Raw genomic sequence first — 17842 nt, forward strand, 5'->3', positions numbered from 1 at the left:
ATGAAGCAAATAATCTTCGTACTAGTTGTAGGTCTTCTTTACGCCGGAAGCTTGTATGTGAAAGACCTTGATCTTCAAAGAAAAAAAGGAAAAGAGACGGCCACGATGTATACGATTCGTGCAAAGTCAGGAACTCCAGTCAACACAACAAAAGTTACAAGAAGAGCGTTCTCTAATTTTGTTATTGTAACTGGTAGTAATATTGGCCCTAAGATTCACGCTTCAGTCGCTCCCAAGGTTGCTAATTTAATTAGGCCAGGCGCACTTGTTAGTATTCGCGTAAAAGATAAGAAAGTTTACGGCAATGTTGTTTCAGTTGATGCCAAGGCCGATTACCTTTCCGGTCTACATAAGATTGTTGTCTCTTTTGCCAATAAGAAGATTCCAACAAATCTCTATATTATGAATATTGAAACTCACAAACTTGAAAATGCTTTAACAGTAAGAAGAGAAGCTGTTTCAGAGCGTGGTGGTTCACATAATGTCTTCATCGTCGATCAAAACAATACGGTTATGAAGCGAAACATTGAAGTCAGTGATAGCAACGAGAACTTCTTTGTTGTGAAAAGTGGATTAAGTGAAGGCGACACTGTTGTGCTAAGTGACCAACGTTATCTAAGTGATGGCGAGAAAGTTAATATCATCGAAGCACAAGTGGATCAGGATTAAGGAGTTAGAAGATGATTGAAATATTTGTAAAACGACCTGCCACGACAATCATTTTCATTGCTATTTTTATGGTAATGGGACTTGTTTCGATTGGTAATTTAATTATTGAGCCTACACCTAAAGTAGAGCTCCCACTGATTACAGTACAAACAATCTACGCTGGTGCTTCACCGGAAGAGATTGAGTCTCAAATTCTTAAGAAAATTGAAGATGAAATTTCAGAGGTTTCTCAGATTAAGAAAATCAAATCTGATGCCCGTGATAGTTTTGGTATTGTTATTATTGAATTTGATATTGAAGCGGATGCCAATATCAAGTCAATTGAAGTAAAAGATAAAGTAGAAGCAATCTTAAATGAATTTCCAGATGGAGCCGATCGTCCAATTATTGCAAAATTTGACCCGCTCATTCAACCGATTGCCACACTAGCTCTTTCAAGTACAAAGCATGACCTGACTCAAGTATATGAGTATGCCGATAAGAAGCTTAAGTCTCGCCTCTCTTCGATTAATGGTGTTGCCTCTGTCGATATCTTTGGAGGGCGTGAAAGAGAAATTAATATTGAACTTGATAATAACCTTCTCATTCAAAACTATCTTTCAATTGAAGATGTACTGGCCGCAATTTCAAGAAAGAACTTAAATATTCCTGGTGGTTCAATCAATACAACAGACTCAAAGATCAGTGTCCGTTTTGTTGGTGAATTTGCCAATGTTGACGAGATTAGAAACCTAGAAGTCGTTTCACGCGAAGGACAAGTCTTCAGACTTCAAGAGATTGGTAATGTCTCAGATAGTTTTAAAGAAGTTGAAACAATGGCACGCTTTAATGATAAAGAAGTTGTTGGTTTATCTGTTTTAAAACTATCAGATGGTGATGCCATCAAAATTGTTGAGAACCTAAAGGGATCACTTGATAAAGTTCAAAGTGAGCTTCCTGAAGGAATGAAGCTAGAGCTAGTTGTTGATACAACGAGAATTACTCTTGATGATACAAAAGGAACAATTAACTCGATCTTTATGGGGATCGGTTTAACGATTGCTATTCTTCTAACTTTCTTAGGTGACTGGCGAGGGGCCTTAATTGCAAGTATCGTAATTCCAACTTCGATTATCTCAACTCTCTTTCTTATGGATATGTCATCGTTCTCTATTAACGTTATGACTCTCCTTGCGTTTGGTACGTGTCTAGGAACACTTATTGCCAACGCACTTATCATTATTGAAAATGTTTACAAACATCTTAAGATGGGAAAGGATTCTCAATCTGCTGCCATTGACGGAACAAAAGAAGTTTTACTTGCCGTTATGGCATCTTCGGGAACAAACCTAGTTGTATTTACTCCACTAGCGTTTATGGGTGGTATCGTTGGTAAGTTCATGCTGCAATTTGGGATGACAGTTGTATTTGCAACGATCTTCTCAATCTTAGCATCTGTTACATTAACTCCAATGCTTTGTGCCCTTCTTCTTAAAGACCCTGATACTTTAAAAGGGCCATTTCCTAAGCTTGCAGGCCTTGTTGATCGCCTTCTTGCATGGGTAACGAAACAGTACCGTTGGTTCTTTGACAAGTTTATGAATTGGCCAATTACTTCGATTATAGTTCTTATGGCCCTATTCTTTACGATTGTGTATCCAGCAAAACGTGTTGGAAACGAGTTCCTACCAAAATCTGACCGTGATGAGTTTAAGGCGTTCATCCTGATGCCAGATGGTTCACCAGTTGAAAAAACGGCACATATCACAAAGCAAGTTGATGAGATTATCAGAAAGTATCCTGAAGTTGTCTCAACTCTTTCTGATATTGGTTATGACGGTGAGGAAAGATCACGTATTACAGTTAACTTAACATCAGCAACAAAACGTAAGAGAGACTATAAAGAAATTATGGATGACCTACTTCCTAAAGTTTCTAATATACCTGAAGCAGAGATTACTCTTACAGGAGGTAATCGAAATGCAAGTAATGATGGTGATATCACGATTAACGTAACTGGTGATGATTTTGATAATATGGTTATTGCATCAGAAAAAATGCAAAAAATCATGAAAGATTCGGGCTATTTTAGTTCAATTGAAAGTTCATATCGAATTCCAAAAATGGAAATTCAATTTGTCTCTGAGCCGCAAAAAGTTATTCGTCAAAACCTTTCAAGTTCACGTCTTGGTGGAACGATTCGCGCCCTTGTAAACGGGAACGACGATGCCGTTTATAAAGAAGGTGGCGAGGAATATGATATTAACGTCACTCTTGCCCCAGAGTTCAAAAGAAATATTTCAGACTTTGATAAGTTTCTCATTCACGGAAAAGATGGACTAATTCCTATCTCAAGTCTTGGTAAGGTTCAAGTTGTTGAAGCGACTTCACCACTTAAAAGACGTGATAAGGAAAGAATCATTCAAATCAAGGCCTTCGTTGTAAAAGGCGTTGTAGGTGCGATTATGGGAGACCTCGGGCAAAAATTTAATCAGGCCGAACTTCCACAAGGGACAAAGTTTATGTTTGCTGGGCAAGCAGAAAGTCAAAAAGAGTCTCAGCAAGAGATGGGTAAGGCCTTCATGCTAGCGGTAATCTTAACGTATATGCTACTTGTTGCAATTCTTAACTCTTTTGTCTTCCCTGTATCGATTGGGTCTGCAATTCTAACGTCCTTTCTAGGATCATTTTTAATGATGTTCTACACAGAGCAGACGGTTAATATTGGTTCCATGATGGCCATTGTAATGGTTGTTGGTCTGGCAGTTAATAATGCTATTCTTATGATTGAATACACCCAGCAAAAACTCGATGAAGGTGTTGAAATTAAGGAAGCTCTCTGGTTGGGAGCGCAGGAGAAGCTTAAACCAATTCTTATGACTTCTATTGCAATTATCGCTGGGACTATGCCGCAGCTATTTATGATCGATAAGATGAAGTCGGCCATGGGAGCTGTTCTCATTGGAGGGATGTTGGGATCAATCTTCTTCACTTATACCCTCGTACCAACGATTCACTTGGTTATTTACCGAGTGAAGACATGGTTATCTAACCTACTAAATTCAAAAGCTTAAAGCACCATAAAGGCCCCGAAAGAGGGGCCTTTTTTTATGTCTAAAATTCAGGCATGGCCTGTAATTCTTCCCTCCTTGAACAAATTCACCTCAATAAATGTTATAAGTGTTCATTATTTATTTAGCCAAGACCAAATAAGAGAGAGTTAAAGATGAGATCAATTATTCTTACTTCAGTTCTATGTTCAGGAATTTGCCAAGCTATGCCAATGCCTTCAAAGGGTGTTGTTAAAGTATCCGATGGTGCCAAGGCAAATTGTAACTCAAAGAAAGACTTATATCGAAATAAGCTTCAAGCTTATCGAATTAAAAATTATAGCTCACAACAAAATGGCGAAAATATCGAGTTAACACTTAATATTCAAATGGTTCAATGTAGTGAAACTGATAAAGGTTTTGCTTTTAAAGATAAGAATATTTTCGATTTATTTACATATAAGACATATCGTAATCTTGAAATGGAAGTTAGAACTAAGAGTGCTAATATCCTCTTCTATCAAGATGGTGTTTACAAAAAACTTTCTCAGGTTGATATCACTGATAACCAAGACCTCTCAAAAATCACAGCAAGCTTCAATGTGAAGGACTTACTAACAAAAGAGAAATACGAGCAGTATCAAAATGGTGAAAATGTGATTACTAGCTTAGACTTCAGTCTTAAGCGCCTTATTGAAATCTCAGGCAATGATTTCAATGGTGTTTATGATCAAAATTACGGTGGATTTAGAATATTTTTTGAAATTAAATAATAAAAAAAGGGCCTCAAAAGAGGCCCTTAATATTTGTCTTATTTTTGGTTCATACCTTTGAACTTATCCTTAGACATAGTTGTTACATATGCTGCAACATCTTTAATGTCTTGGTCTGATAGGCCACGAACTTTTGTCCACATCATTGATGTGTTCTTAGTCTTTCTCTTTTTAGACTTGATTGCAGTTACTTGCTCAATAATGTAAGCAGCATCTAGACCAGCAATTCTTGGACCTTTAACGATCGCAAGCTTACCATCTTTTGCCTTTCCCATACCATCAGCATTGTGGCAAAGAGCACAGTTAACTTTTTTGTAAATTGCTTTACCTTTAGCAGCGTCACCAGCGTAAGCAGTTACACTTAGTAGAGCAGCAACAACAGTGATTTTAAATAAATTCACAATATATCTCCTTTATATTTATAGCGTAGCTATACTTTATGCAATTATCGTCAAATCGTCAGTAAATTTAAAAGAAAATATACCCCCCTGGCCATTTCTTGAGCTATACTCTCTTGCACCTAGTGACTGGCCCAAAAAGCTTAATAGTGAGTTAAAAGAGAGTTAAGAATGAACACAAGTGTCATAAGCCTAATTTTAGGAACAATTTGCATCGGACTGGCACCCATCTTTGTCAAAAACCTAACTGGCGACCTCTCACCAAGCATGATTGGAGCACTCCGTTGCGGAATTGCTGGATCAATTCTTCTTATTTACCAACTTCTTATTAAGAAAAATTATATCAAGGACAAACGCTTCTATACTATGACGGCCGTCATAGGTTTCTGCTTTGCGATGGACTTATTTGTCTGGCATCGCTCAGTCCACCTCATTGGCGCCGGGATGTCCACAATCCTAGGAAATACCCAAGTCTTCTACTTACTTGTTTTTGGCCTCATTCTTTATAAAGAGAAAATTACAATAAAAAAACTTTTGGTCTTTTTCTTTGCCTTCTTTGGAGTCTTTCTCATTCTCAAGGGGCAAGTTGAGTTTTACCAATCTGAAGAATTCTTCTGGGGAGTTCTCTTTGGACTAACCACAGGGCTTTGTTACTCTCTTTATACGACCTCAATTAAGAAAACATCTCTTATGAGCTTTAAAACGAAAATTACGGCCTTAGAGATCATCACTTACTCTTCTCTTGTGACAGGAGCACTACTCTTTCTAAGTGCTCAATTTGAACAGGGATATAAAGGCCTTAGCTTTTCACACCTACCTTCGGTTCTAGGACTGGCCATACTGTGCCAGATTATTGGCTGGTCTCTAATAAGTTATGGGCTTAAGTCGGCGCCTTTATCTGTCTCAGGCCTCATTATTCTGTTACAACCAGTTATTGCAAAGACCCTTAGTATCTTTCTATTTAACGAACCATTTTCGTCACTTGAAATTATCGGGGCTTCAATTCTTCTTACTTGTATTTATCTTGGGACTCACCTGTCGCGTCCTAAGAAACCAAAACCAAAACCAAATGACAATTGAGGTCTTTATTAATACCATATTCTAAATATTTTTAATTAGGCATGGTAATAATGAAAGCACTCTCTCTATTTACTCTTATAAGCATTCTTCTTTTTAGTTGTTCAAATAGTAATGACTTAGAAACTCTTACTCCAAAAGATCAAGTGATTCATCAAGAGGCCACTAAAAAAGCGCTTAAGAAGATCGCTAATGAAGAAGTTGTTTTTACTCAACAACAGGCCAATCATTGGAATGGTAAGAAGAAGGTCGATTTCAATAAGGATGTGAAGCCTATTTTTGATAATCGCTGTGTCGTTTGCCATAGTTGCTACGATTCTCCATGTCAGCTTAAACTGACTTCAAAAGAGGCCATTCAAAGAGGTGCCTCCAAGAATAAGGTCTACATGGGCGAGCGCCTTGTGGCCTCATCACCCAGCCGCCTCTACATTGATGCCACGTCAACTAAGCAGTGGAGAGACAAAGGCTTCTTCTCTGTCTCAAGTAAGCATATGAACGAAAGCGTCATGGCCAAAATGCTTAAACTCAAGGAGATCGCTCCCCTTCCTAAAACAAAACTACTGCCAAGCAGTTTAGACTTTAGTCTTGAAAATGATCGTTTCTGCCCTAAGAAAGACGAGTTTGAAGACTATGCACAGGCTTCTCCATTTGGAGGAATGCCATATGGCCTACCGGCACTAAGCGATAAAGAGAGCAAAACAATTACAACTTGGATTGCACAGGGGTCAAAATTTAATAAAGATCTTCCATTACCAAAATTTGATAAAAAGCAGATTAGACGTTGGGAAAAATTCTTAAACAAGGACAGTAAGAAAGGCCAACTCATGGCACGCTATCTCTATGAGCACCTCTATCTTGCAAATCTTCACTTTAGCAATAAAGCGAATTCAAACTTCTATAAATTAGTAAGATCAAAGACTCCTTCCGGAAAACCGGTTGAGATCATCGCAACTCGCAGGCCATTTGATGATCCAAAAGTAAAAAGAGTTTACTACCGTTTAGTTAAGCAGAAAGAAACGATCGTCGACAAAACTCATATGCCTTATCTCTTTAACCAAGAGAGAATGAATTGGTATTCAAATTTATTTCTTAAACCGAAGTATTCGGTTAAGGAACTACCAAGCTATAGGCCACATATTAGTGCGAATCCATTTCTATCATTCAAGGACCTCCCTGTTCAGTCTCGTTATGAGTTTCTTCTTAAAGAATCTCAATATACGATTTCTAACTTTATTAAAGGGCCAGTCTGTCGAGGTCAAATTGCACTTAATGTGATTCAAGATCACTTCTGGGTTTTCTTTATCAACCCAAAACTCTATCGCGACAGAAAATCTTTTCCGCTGACAAATGAATTGGAACGAATGAGTCTCCCTGCCCAGTATGCTAACGCTGGAGGAATTCAGTGGTTTAAGTATAAGAATGAAGAAGAGAAGTACTTAGAAAAGAAATCGAAGTTTATCGACGAAAACCATAATATTTTAAATTTAAATTCGATTTGGAATGGTGGAAAGAATAATCAAAATGCCGCCCTTACGATATTTAGGCACTTTGATAGTGCGACAGTTTTAAAGGGCATGGTTGGGCAAAACCCAAAAACAGCATGGATTATCGACTACCCTTTACTTGAGAGAATTCACTATTTATTAGTTGCAGGTTTCGATGTTTACGGCAACGTCTCTCACCAGCTCAACACTAGACTCTATATGGACTTTCTAAGGCTTGAGGGTGAGTTTAATTTCCTTACACTCTTACCTTCTAAGCAGAGAATCAAAGAAAGAGATCATTGGTATGAGAGGGCATCTGACGAAGTCAAAAAACATATTGTTGGCCGTTATGCTTGGATTAATAAAGCCCCGCAAATTTCGTACAAAACAAAGGATGCAAAGAGTGAGCTATTTGAGCTAATTAAAAAAAGAATAGGCCCTTCCTTAAATAAAGAATACCAAGTGCACAATGAAGGTCTACAAAGTCTAATGAACAATCAAGAGATGAAGCATACCTCTGTTAATCTCTTTTCTCAGCTTTCTTTTATCTTAGTTGAGGATACGAATGAAACTTATACATTAATTCATAATAATGCTCATTATAATATCTCTCACCTCCTTAAAGAAGGTAGTCAGCGAATCACCCAAGAAGATAATTTTACTGTGACAAAAGGAACAATTGGGAGTTATCCAAATACAATCTTTCGCATGAAAGAATCTCAAATCCCTAATTTTGTGAATGCAATTAAAAATACTAAATCAGAAGCAAGTTATAGCAGGCTTCTTGATCGCTATGGAGTAAGAAGAAGTGATAAGAGGTTTTGGCCAACTCTCGACAAGATTCACGACATTGCTTTAAAAACAAAACCTATTGAATTTGGTCTCTATGATTTAAACCGTCTCGAAAATCGTTAAAGACACCAAATTTTAGTTAATATTTTAAAACGATCCTCCGACAGTTAAGTCATGGATAAAGTATTAATTTCGTGGGCGGGAAATGATGAGGTTGAATCCTTCTCTCCGTATTGTGCAACTATAAATAGAATTTTTTCATATTTAAATATCGATTTTAAACTCAAAACAGTTCACGTGAATTCTCAAATTCAAGGTGTGCCAGCTAAGATGAGTAGCCTACCTGCAATTATCGACGGCGAAAAGAAATACCTCGGCCTTAGAAATTGTATTAATTACTTTAAGGATCTACGTGGGCAATCAGACTTATTTCTTTTAACAAGTGAAGAAGCAAGACAAGAGCAAGTCATACAGGATTGGTGTCTTAATTCATTATGGGCAAGTATCATTTACTTCTCATACAAAGATAATAGTGGCCTTAATGCCATGAAGAAGAAATTTGCTAAGCAAGCAAAGTATGTTCAAGACATCAATGAGACGCCGGAAGAAGTGATCTCATCAATAAGAGATGTTATTGTGAAAAAGATTTCTGAGTATGAAATCTTTCATAAAGATCAAGACAGCGCTCTTGATCTCCTTGAATCGCAAATTATCTATATCAACGAGATCTTAGGTACGAAGAATTTTATTTTTGGAAATGAAATTAAATACATCGATATTCTTCTGTTCTGTCACTTAAATCGAATACTTATCACAGGGCTGGCCCCTGCTGACTTAATTAAGCAGAAGTACCATCGTATTATCAAGTGGCTACAAAGAGTTGCAGCACAAACACGTTCAAAAGATAATATCTATCCAACTCACTTAGAAAGTTAGGGGCAATATTTCTAATTATGTTCTTTTTCTATTAAACTTAGATAATAGTTATTAAATGGAGACATTATGAAGAATATTGCCATCGTCATGGCCATGGACTCAGAAGCGGCGCCACTTCTTGAGAAACTAGGAATTGACTTCCAAGATAAGAAATTAGACCCAAACCTTCCAATGAAGTTATATCAGTGCGAATATCATGGGCACAAAATTTCAATCATCATTAGTGGTGAGTGTAAACATCACAAGGTACAAAATGTCGGTACTTCTCCTGCTGTTGTTTCTACCCTTCTTGCTATTAGAGAGCTTGGAGCAGAAATGATTATCAATGCAGGTACTGCCGGTGGTTTTAGAAAACGTGGTGCAGAAGTTGGCGATGTCTATACGGCCGACACAACAGTATTCCATGATCGTAGAATCCCAATCCCTGGTTATGAAAATTACGGGGTTTATAAGACAACTCACGCTATTGCACAAGAATATGGAAAACTCCTGAATCTAAAGACTGCAATTATTTCAACAGGAAACTCACTTGATATGAGTGCAGAAGATGAGAAATTAATTGAAGCGAATCAAGCTGTTCTAAAGGATATGGAAGCAGGAGCTATTGGCTGGGTAGTTGATCAATTTAATATTCCAACACTCTTTTTAAAGTCTGTGACAGACATTGTTGACGGAGAGCATCCAACAGAGGAAGAGTTCTTTGCCAATTTAAGATTAGCATCGGATAATTTAGGTAAGAAATTAATTGAGTTAATCGAAAAAATCTAAGGAGTGATTTATGAAACTACTAGCTGCGATGCTTTTTATCCTTCCAGTATTAGCTGCACCATGTACTGGCCAAGAAGGTCAATATTGGATCAATAACGATGGGACACAAGGTGGATTCGTTGCTGATACTGCATATGTATCAAAGAATGTTTACATTGGGGAAAATGCACAAGTTTGTGATAAGGCCCAGGTAACAGGATTTGCAAAAATTACAGGAAACGCAATTATTTCAGACTACGCAAAAGTATGGGGAAATGCTCACGTGTATGAGAATGCACAAGTCTACGGCGAAGCGTCTGTATGGGATAATGCTGAAGCTTTTGGTGAATCTCGCATTTACGGATTTGCAGGCCTAAAAGGAAATGTAAAAGTATACGGAAAAGCACGTATGTTTGACGCTACTTACTCTTCAGGTCGTTATTACTAGGAATCAATATGAGAAAAATCTTTTTATTTTCACTGTCTCTTTTTCTAATTGTAGGCTGTAAGGAACAAACACAAGTAAAGCTTCGTGTTATTGAGACAACTGACCTTCATGGTTATTACAAAGACTACGACTATTATAAGAACAAAGAAAGTAAAAGATTTGGACTCGTTAAGACGGCGACACTCATTAAGAAGTATGCCGCTCAAGCAGATAATTATACTTTAATTGATAACGGTGATCTCCTTCAAGGGAATCCGATGGCCGACTTTGTGGCCACACATGGAAAAGAAGGAGTTCACCCTGCTTTTAAGCTAATGAATCATCTTAAATATGATGTTGGTAATATCGGAAACCATGAATTTAACTATGGTCTAGAATTTCTTGAGGCCTCTCTTAAAGACGCAAAATTTCCATATATTAATGCCAATGTCTACAAGGATGAAAATGGTAAACCTGGTCAAGCCTACTTCAAACAATATGTCATTTTAGAAAAGAAAGTGAAGGACACCAAAGGCCTTCCTCATAAGATTAAAATTGGCTACATAGGTTTTGTTCCGCCACAAATTATGATTTGGGATAAGAATAACCTTGAAGGAAAAGTTGTCGCTCGCGATATTGTTGAAGTCGCAAAAGAATTAACGGCAAAAATGAAAAACGAAGGAGCTGACGTTATTATTGCAATTCCTCACTCGGGAATTAGCACTGATGAATACAAGCTCTACGCAGAAGATTCGGTTTATTACTTAAGTCGTGTTCCTTATATTGATGCCATTGCCTTTGGCCATACTCATGCCCTCTTTCCTTCTAAAGATTATGAAGGGATTCAAGGTATTGATGCTAAGAAAGGAACAATCAACGGTGTGGCCGCAGTTATGCCTGGCAAATGGGGTTCACATGTTGGAATCATTGATTTAAAACTAAATTTTGATGGAAGTAAGTGGCATGTCATAGACGGCCAATCATCTGTTTACTCAATATACGATAAGGAATCAGACTCTAGTGTAAAACCAGATCTGGAGCTTGCAGAAATCATTGAAGATGATCACAAAAGAACAATTAAACTGGCCGGCGAAAAAGTTGGTTTCTCTAAAGAGGAGTTTTACAGCTTCCTATCGCTAATTCAAGACGATGCTGCAACTCAAATTGTTTCAAATGCACAAATTGATTATGTAAAAAGAGCAATCCAAGGAGATGCGAACCTTAGCGGCCTTCCTGTTTTATCGGCCGTTGCACCTTTTAAAACAGGTGGGAGAAAGAATGACCCTAATGGTTATACAACTGTTGAGAAGGGAGTTCTTACTTTAAGAAATGCAGCTGACCTATACCTCTACCCTAATATGCTCTATGCTCTAAAACTTACGGGTAAAGAAGTGAAGATGTGGCTTGAATGCTCGGCGGGAATGTTCGCTCATATCGATCCGAAATATAGTAAAGACCAGCCTCTTATTAATTGGGGAAATTTTCGTTCGTATAACTTCGACATGATTGATGGCCTAACGTACGAAATCAATATCACAAAAAGAAGACACTACGATGAAAATTGTAAGGTTTTAAATAAGGATTCATTTAGAATCGAGAACCTAAAGTATCAAGGCAAGGCCGTAAGTGATAACCAAGAGTTTATTCTTGCTACAAATAGCTTCCGTGCAACAGGTGGAAAATTTCCAGGAGCTAAGAAGTCCAATGTCGTTTTCACGGCACCGGATAGTAATCGCCAAGTTCTTATTAACTACATTAGAAAAGAAACAAATGAGAAAGGCTTTGTTGATGCACGGCCAAATGAAAATTGGAAAATCAAGCCAGTTCCAAACGCAGAAAAGCTAAAAGTTTACTTTGAAACTTCACCGTCAAAGAAAGCAACAAAGTACATAAGAAAGAATTCTAAATTTAAGCTTAATCGCATTAAGGGCCTAGATGATGAAGGCTTTGCAAAGTACTATATAATCCTCAAATAGACACATTGCTTCCACGAATATCCAAGGCGTAAGTCACTGAATTTACGCCTTGACGTATTAATAATATGACATTTACGCAAAGTTTAGATAAAATCTACGGTCCGAGGATTAAATTCTCAAACGATTTAAAAGGATTTTATATGTCAGTATACGTCAATAGAACATTGAATATGAAAAAGATCAAGGCCATTGGTTTTGATATGGACTACACATTAGTTCGCTATAAAACAGAAGCATTCGAAAAATTTGTTTTCGAATTAGTACTTAAAAAACTAGTGGATGTTAAAAATTATCCAAAAGAAGTAACAGAATTAAAATTTGATTTTAACCAAGTTATTCAAGGTTTAATTATCGATCGTCTTCGTGGAAATATTCTACAAACAAACCGCTACGGAAAAGTGAAGATTGCAAAGCACGGTACAAAACCAATGGACTTTCATGATCAAAATGAAATCTACGGAAATAGTATCATTGATCTAAACTCTGATCAGTATCAATCACTGGATACAAACTTCTCTATTTCAAATGGAGCAATGTTTGCAAACCTTGTTGATCTAAAAGACCAAGGAATGAAGCTTCCTGATTACGAAACTCTCTCTCACGATATTAAAGAAGTTATCGATATCGCTCACTCAGACAATTCTCTTAAGGGTTATGTTGAAGAGCACCTTGAAGACTTTATTATCAAAGATCCAGAAGTAGCAAAACTTCTTGAGAGATTTAAGCGTTTTGGAAAGAAGCTAATTCTTATTACAAATAGTGAATGGTCTTGGACAAAAAGACTAATGGAATACACAATCAATCCATTCTTAAAAGAACATGAGACTTGGACTGACCTATTTGATATTTCAATCTGTCTTGCATGTAAGCCAAGATTCTTTAACGTAAGTAATATGTTCCTAGAAATCCAAACGGATACAGGACTTATGACAAATGCCGAAGGACCTCTTGAGCAGAATAAAGTCTACCAAGGTGGATGGGCAGGAAAGCTTCAAAAAGATCTAGGCCTTGAAGGTGAAGAGATTCTTTATCTTGGTGACCATATTTACGGTGACGTTCTTACATTAAAGAAAACATTTAACTGGAGAACGGCCCTTATTTTAGACCCCCTTGAAGCAGAGATTGAAGCTATCAGACAGTCAACTCCGACACAAGCTCTAATTGATGCTGAAATGGAACAAAAAGAAAAACTGGAACATGAGCTAAACAAGCTTGAGCTTCTAAAGCACGAAGACCCAGAAAAGTATAATAAAGAAGATATTGGTAAAATCTTTAGCGAGATTGATAAGATCAACTCAAAAATTTCACATCATCTCGATACATATCGTCAGTTCTTTAATGCCCATTGGGGTGAGATGATGAGAGCAGGCCTTGAAGAGTCACGTTTTGCTGATCAAGTTGAGAAGTATGCATGTTTCTACATGGCAAAAATCACGGATCTTCTAGAGTACACACCACGTACTTACTTTAGGCCAAAGAAGAGAATCTTGGCCCACGAAGATTCGACTATGCTTTAAATTTAGATTGTACAAATTGTTGAAAGACTCGGTAAACTTCATCACCGTATCCCCCGGCCATAACCCATGCTTGGGGGATGCCTTTCGACTCTAATAATTCATACATATAGTTATCCCTTTCAAGACATTGCCCTAAACTTAGCTGAATTCCCTTCGCACTTTCAAGAATATCTTTTTCATAAACATCTGCACCTTGAACGACAATACATAGATCGTAATCTTCTTTGATAAAGTCCCCTATCTGCTTGAGCTTCTCAAGATAGTTGTCTTCAGGTGTCACCGGAATATCAAGGGTACTTGGGATATAACTAGAGTTAGTTTTATCAGGGTTATCAAGAGGCCATCCATCTTTCATATGAATTGAGACACAGTCAATTGATTCATCATTAGCGACAATTTGTGCCGTTCCATCACCCTTATGCGCGTCCATATCCACAACGAGGCACTTCCCTAATCCTTTTTCCTTTTGAAGTTTTCTAATCGCAATAACAATATCATTAAACATACAAAAACCACCTGGCCCATCACTCTTTGCATGGTGCATACCTCCACCTAAGTGATACGAAAAACCAGATTCAAGAGCATTACAAGCAGCAAGAAATGTTCCTTCACAATGAGAAAGCGCACGATTAATAAAGTCACTTAAGGGTTTCGTTGCGGCCATTGGATCATAACGATGGTAACTTCCATCATCATTAATAAGCTCGTAGGCTTCAAGGACAAGTCCGGTTGGGTCAAGCTTTGTTCGTGCACAAAAATCACGCTCATGAACAAGAGCAAGGTCACTTAAGAAAAAGTGAGTTGATCTTCTGCGCTCAAGAAAGGGAGAATTCTTAAATTCTTCTAAAATTTTTGTCACTCTTTCATCTTTTAAAGGAACACCAATACCGTAATCAGTATAGCTTCCAAGGGAGTCTTCCATATAATAGAGTCGACTTTTTTCTGGATGGTATTTCATAATCATTCCTTTATTAATGAAACTTAGCTTGCTTGATTATCCTAATATTATATAGTTATACCTTAAAATCGCCTGTAAATCTTACAAATTTAAGTATGAGACAAGGCCCTTTGCTATAGTAATCTATTAGCTTTGCTATAAGTATACGATTTTTTTGGGAGATTAAATTTCATGACAAATAGGACAATCTGGCTTCGCCATGAAACAAAACCATTTGAACAGCGTAGTGCTCTTACGCCACAAGCTGCCTTAGAGCTTAAGGAGCTTGGTCATGAAGTAATTATCGAACGCTCACCAAGTCGTATCTTTAAGGACGAAGAATTTGAGGCCCTAGGGCTTAAGATGATGCCGACAAATTCATGGATAAACTTTGCACCGGCCAATGCTTTTATCCTTGGACTAAAAGAACTTGATATTCACGAGTTCCCTCTAAGTCATCGCCATATTCACTTTGCTCACGTTTATAAAAACCAAACAGGTTCAAAGGAAATGCTTGATCGCTTCATTCAAGGAGACGGAAAGCTATACGACCTTGAATACCTTACTGACAGCAATGGAAAAAGAATTGCGGCCTTTGGAAAATGGGCAGGTTTTGTTGGAGCGGCGCTAGGACTTAAGAATTGGATTTGTCAGCAACGAGGAGCAGACTTCAATGAATGTGCACCTCTAAGCTCGTATTCATCTCAACATGATCTCGTAAACGAGTTATGTAAAGAGTTTGATGAACTTGGCTCAAGGCCAAGAGTTTTAGTCATTGGAAATCGAGGGCGTTGTGGACGAGGAGCAAAAGAGCTTCTAGAGGCCGTTGGTGTTGAGATGACTGGTTGGGGAAGGGCCGACACGAAAGTTGCTAGGCCAATCAAGCAGATACTTGACTATGATATTCTCGTTAATTGTACTTTAAATAAAACACCGGCGGAGCCATTCTTAGACTTAGATATCCTAAAGAATGAAAGAAACCTCTCTGTGATTTCAGATGTTAGTTGTGACCCGACAGGACCGTGTAACCCACTTCCTATCTATCCAGATATCACAACGATTGATAAACCTACTTTCAAAGTTGAAGAACTAGATCAACTTCTCGAAGTTACGGCCATTGACCACTTACCTTCACTTCTTCCGAGAGAGAGTACTGAGGAATATGTAGAGCAACTACTTCCTTATCTAATTAATTTACTTAATGGTGATATTGAAGACTCTCCGTGGGAAAAAGCACTTGAGATCTTCTATCAAAAAACAATTGAGCTAGGATTAGAAAAAAAATTAGTGGAAGAGCCTCAGTTACTGATGTAATTTTCGATCGCTCTGACTTCATCGTAATTTTCAAAATTCTCGTACTTTTCGTACCCTTTAATCAGGTATTGGCACTTCTTTAAGCAAAGCTGTGTTAGCACATCTACTCTTTCTTGCGAAAGCTGGCGATTTGCTTTGGCCCAGGCCATGGCCTTGACTCTCCAGTAGTCCATCGCAAAGAATTTAAATGACAGTTGATCGTCATGCCCAGCATGCTTAATAACGAAGGCCTCTTCTAAGAAAGCGATTTCATACAGAGACGTAATCTTAAGCCAGAGATCATAATCTTCACAAACGATAAAGTCTTCATTAAAGCCACCCATTTCTTCAAATAAGCTACGCTCCATTAAGACACTTGATGGTGAGATTACACAATTTTTTAAGGAGCGAATAAACATATCCCCTCCAACTTTTTGATGTACTTTCTTTTGCTTTACAACCTCTCCATCTCTTAACCAATGCTCACCCGTATGGCAAAGACGAAGCTTAGAATTCTCCAGTAGGCATAGTTGACTTTGAAGCTTGTTTTCACTCCACTCATCGTCTGAATCAAGGAATGCAATATAGTTTCCTGATGATTGACCTACACCTAGATTACGAGCAGCAGAGACTCCTCGATTTTGTTGAAAGATATATTTGATACGCTCATCAGAAAAAGACTCGACGATATCTTTTGAATGATCACTCGAACCATCATCAACAATGATCAGTTCAAAGTTTTGAAAGCTTTGTTTTAAAACTGAGTTAATTGCACGGGCCAAGAAATTGGCCCTATTATAAGTGGGAATAATAACACTAACTAACACTATTAATGATATCTTCCAGCATCTCTTTGGTTACTTTCTTTTCAAGAGAGTTTAGAACTCCATCTAACTGATCATGATTTCTAGCACCACATAGCACTGTACTTAATTCATCATGAGAAAGATTAAAATGAATTGCAAAGTCTAATCCGCTAAGCCCATGCTTCTCAAGTGCCGGCTGCATTCTTGCAACAATATCATAGCGACTCTCTTTATCCATCGCCTTCCACCATGGTGCCCATGAACGGCAGTCACTTTTGTCAAACTTACGATCTTTTGTCACTCTTCCTGTAAGGATCCCCTTATCAAGAGTTCCCCAGCTCATGAAGCTTATGTCTTCACTTTTAATGATTGGGAAGATGTCATTTTTTACGTCTTGTTCAAAGAAGTTAAATTGAGATTGAATCACTTCGATCTTATCAATTTCAGAAGCTAACTTAAACTCTTCTGGCGTTGTATTACACAGGCCAATATGCTTAATTTTGCCTTCATGCTTGGCCTTCGCAATGACCTCAAGAGTTTTTCTTATATCCACTCTCTCGTCAGGCCAGTGAACCATATAGAGATCAATATAGTCTGTATTTAAATCCCTAAGAGACTGTTCAATCATTTTTTGAGTAACGACTGGATCATTAGTCATATCCACGCGTTTATTCTCATGCCAAGTCACTCCTGACTTAGAGACAATAAATACTTTTTCGCGATTATTTTTAAAGGCTTCACCAATTCTCTTCTCACTCTCACCAAAACCATAAATTGGTGCTGTATCGAAGATCTTAACTCCACGATCAAAGGCGTATTGTAAGAGACTAATAGAGTCTTCCTTACTAATATCACCAAATCCATAACCTGCGCCCTCTCCAGAGATGCTGGCGCCACCAAATGCGAATTGTCCAAATTGATCTAATATTTTCATAAGTCATGAATATCTATTTCGCCTAAATGCGTAAAGACTTGACGCAC

General features: G+C 37.7%; 15 protein-coding genes. 11 read left to right on the top strand and 4 right to left on the bottom strand.

Features of this window, described 5'->3' with window-relative positions:
* The 3 genes from ABMA72_RS04420 to ABMA72_RS04430 all read left to right on the top strand — a co-directional run bounded on the left by ABMA72_RS04420 (position 1) and on the right by ABMA72_RS04430 (position 4471).
* Positions 1-669: an efflux RND transporter periplasmic adaptor subunit gene (locus ABMA72_RS04420; protein ID WP_392856462.1), complete on the top strand. Its 669-nt coding sequence runs from the start codon at positions 1-3 to the stop codon at positions 667-669.
* Positions 670-680: 11 nt separating this feature from the next.
* Positions 681-3722 carry an efflux RND transporter permease subunit gene (locus ABMA72_RS04425; protein ID WP_393056210.1) on the top strand — a complete coding sequence of 1014 codons (3042 nt, stop codon included), beginning with the start codon at positions 681-683 and terminating at the stop codon, positions 3720-3722.
* Between the two features lie 152 nt (positions 3723-3874).
* Positions 3875-4471 carry a hypothetical protein gene (locus ABMA72_RS04430; protein ID WP_392856466.1) on the top strand — a complete coding sequence of 199 codons (597 nt, stop codon included), beginning with the start codon at positions 3875-3877 and terminating at the stop codon, positions 4469-4471.
* 38 nt (positions 4472-4509) lie between these two features.
* On the opposite strand, the gene ABMA72_RS04435 is transcribed toward ABMA72_RS04430, so the two are convergent.
* On the bottom strand, positions 4510-4872 hold the full coding sequence (locus tag ABMA72_RS04435; protein ID WP_392856467.1) for a c-type cytochrome: 363 nt from the start codon (positions 4870-4872) through the stop codon (positions 4510-4512).
* A 168-nt stretch (positions 4873-5040) separates the two neighbouring features.
* Here ABMA72_RS04435 and ABMA72_RS04440 point away from each other — a divergent pair, with 168 nt between their 5' ends.
* From ABMA72_RS04440 to ABMA72_RS04470, 7 genes are all read left to right on the top strand, one after another.
* Positions 5041-5949: a DMT family transporter gene (locus ABMA72_RS04440; protein WP_392856468.1), complete on the top strand. Its 909-nt coding sequence runs from the start codon at positions 5041-5043 to the stop codon at positions 5947-5949.
* Positions 5950-5999: 50 nt separating this feature from the next.
* Positions 6000-8345 (top strand): fatty acid cis/trans isomerase, encoded by a 2346-nt coding sequence (locus ABMA72_RS04445; RefSeq protein ID WP_393056212.1) that lies wholly within the window; start codon positions 6000-6002, stop codon positions 8343-8345.
* 51 nt (positions 8346-8396) lie between these two features.
* Positions 8397-9158 carry a glutathione S-transferase C-terminal domain-containing protein gene (locus ABMA72_RS04450; RefSeq protein WP_393056214.1) on the top strand — a complete coding sequence of 254 codons (762 nt, stop codon included), beginning with the start codon at positions 8397-8399 and terminating at the stop codon, positions 9156-9158.
* A gap of 66 nt (positions 9159-9224) precedes the next feature.
* Positions 9225-9926 carry a 5'-methylthioadenosine nucleosidase gene (locus ABMA72_RS04455; protein WP_392856472.1) on the top strand — a complete coding sequence of 234 codons (702 nt, stop codon included), beginning with the start codon at positions 9225-9227 and terminating at the stop codon, positions 9924-9926.
* A gap of 10 nt (positions 9927-9936) precedes the next feature.
* Complete coding sequence (locus ABMA72_RS04460) at positions 9937-10353, top strand: hypothetical protein (protein ID WP_393056215.1); 417 nt, start codon at positions 9937-9939, stop codon at positions 10351-10353.
* An 8-nt stretch (positions 10354-10361) separates the two neighbouring features.
* The gene (locus ABMA72_RS04465; protein ID WP_393056217.1) at positions 10362-12308 is read left to right on the top strand and encodes a bifunctional 2',3'-cyclic-nucleotide 2'-phosphodiesterase/3'-nucleotidase; all 1947 of its coding nucleotides are present in this window, start codon (positions 10362-10364) and stop codon (positions 12306-12308) included.
* Between the two features lie 140 nt (positions 12309-12448).
* Positions 12449-13825, top strand: a complete 1377-nt coding sequence (locus ABMA72_RS04470) for an HAD-IG family 5'-nucleotidase (RefSeq protein ID WP_393056219.1) — start codon at positions 12449-12451, stop codon at positions 13823-13825.
* Here ABMA72_RS04470 and ABMA72_RS04475 read toward each other — a convergent pair.
* Entirely contained in the window at positions 13815-14783 is a 969-nt protein-coding gene (locus tag ABMA72_RS04475) for a histone deacetylase (protein WP_393056221.1), read from the bottom strand. The genes ABMA72_RS04470 and ABMA72_RS04475 overlap by 11 nt on opposite strands.
* Before the next feature lie 171 nt (positions 14784-14954).
* Between ABMA72_RS04475 and ABMA72_RS04480 the strand changes: the two genes are divergently transcribed.
* Entirely contained in the window at positions 14955-16076 is a 1122-nt protein-coding gene (locus tag ABMA72_RS04480) for a saccharopine dehydrogenase (RefSeq protein WP_393056223.1), read from the top strand.
* On the opposite strand, the gene ABMA72_RS04485 is transcribed toward ABMA72_RS04480, so the two are convergent.
* Both ABMA72_RS04485 and ABMA72_RS04490 read right to left on the bottom strand, forming a co-directional pair.
* Entirely contained in the window at positions 16061-16882 is an 822-nt protein-coding gene (locus tag ABMA72_RS04485; RefSeq protein WP_393056225.1) for a glycosyltransferase family 2 protein, read from the bottom strand. The two genes, ABMA72_RS04480 and ABMA72_RS04485, sit on opposite strands and share 16 nt — an antisense overlap.
* Positions 16872-17795 carry an aldo/keto reductase gene (locus ABMA72_RS04490; protein WP_393056227.1) on the bottom strand — a complete coding sequence of 308 codons (924 nt, stop codon included), beginning with the start codon at positions 17793-17795 and terminating at the stop codon, positions 16872-16874. The genes ABMA72_RS04485 and ABMA72_RS04490 overlap by 11 nt, the downstream gene beginning before the upstream one ends.
* Positions 17796-17842: the final 47 nt, after the last annotated feature.

The organism is Halobacteriovorax sp. CON-3 (assembly GCF_043196995.1).
In the GTDB taxonomy this organism is placed as follows: Bacteria; Bdellovibrionota; Bacteriovoracia; order Bacteriovoracales; family Bacteriovoracaceae; genus Halobacteriovorax_A.

Excerpts from the sequence above, each read along its gene's own strand:
- ABMA72_RS04420 (WP_392856462.1), top strand. The coding sequence starts at position 1 with ATGAAGCAAATAATCTTCGTACTAGTTGTAGGTCTTCTTTACGCCGGA.
- ABMA72_RS04425 (WP_393056210.1), top strand. The coding sequence starts at position 681 with ATGATTGAAATATTTGTAAAACGACCTGCCACGACAATCATTTTCATT.
- ABMA72_RS04430 (WP_392856466.1), top strand. The coding sequence starts at position 3,875 with ATGAGATCAATTATTCTTACTTCAGTTCTATGTTCAGGAATTTGCCAA.
- ABMA72_RS04440 (WP_392856468.1), top strand. The coding sequence starts at position 5,041 with ATGAACACAAGTGTCATAAGCCTAATTTTAGGAACAATTTGCATCGGA.
- ABMA72_RS04445 (WP_393056212.1), top strand. The coding sequence starts at position 6,000 with ATGAAAGCACTCTCTCTATTTACTCTTATAAGCATTCTTCTTTTTAGT.
- ABMA72_RS04450 (WP_393056214.1), top strand. The coding sequence starts at position 8,397 with ATGGATAAAGTATTAATTTCGTGGGCGGGAAATGATGAGGTTGAATCC.
- ABMA72_RS04455 (WP_392856472.1), top strand. The coding sequence starts at position 9,225 with ATGAAGAATATTGCCATCGTCATGGCCATGGACTCAGAAGCGGCGCCA.
- ABMA72_RS04460 (WP_393056215.1), top strand. The coding sequence starts at position 9,937 with ATGAAACTACTAGCTGCGATGCTTTTTATCCTTCCAGTATTAGCTGCA.
- ABMA72_RS04465 (WP_393056217.1), top strand. The coding sequence starts at position 10,362 with ATGAGAAAAATCTTTTTATTTTCACTGTCTCTTTTTCTAATTGTAGGC.
- ABMA72_RS04470 (WP_393056219.1), top strand. The coding sequence starts at position 12,449 with ATGTCAGTATACGTCAATAGAACATTGAATATGAAAAAGATCAAGGCC.
- ABMA72_RS04475 (WP_393056221.1), bottom strand. The coding sequence starts at position 14,783 with ATGAAATACCATCCAGAAAAAAGTCGACTCTATTATATGGAAGACTCC.
- ABMA72_RS04480 (WP_393056223.1), top strand. The coding sequence starts at position 14,955 with ATGACAAATAGGACAATCTGGCTTCGCCATGAAACAAAACCATTTGAA.
- ABMA72_RS04490 (WP_393056227.1), bottom strand. The coding sequence starts at position 17,795 with ATGAAAATATTAGATCAATTTGGACAATTCGCATTTGGTGGCGCCAGC.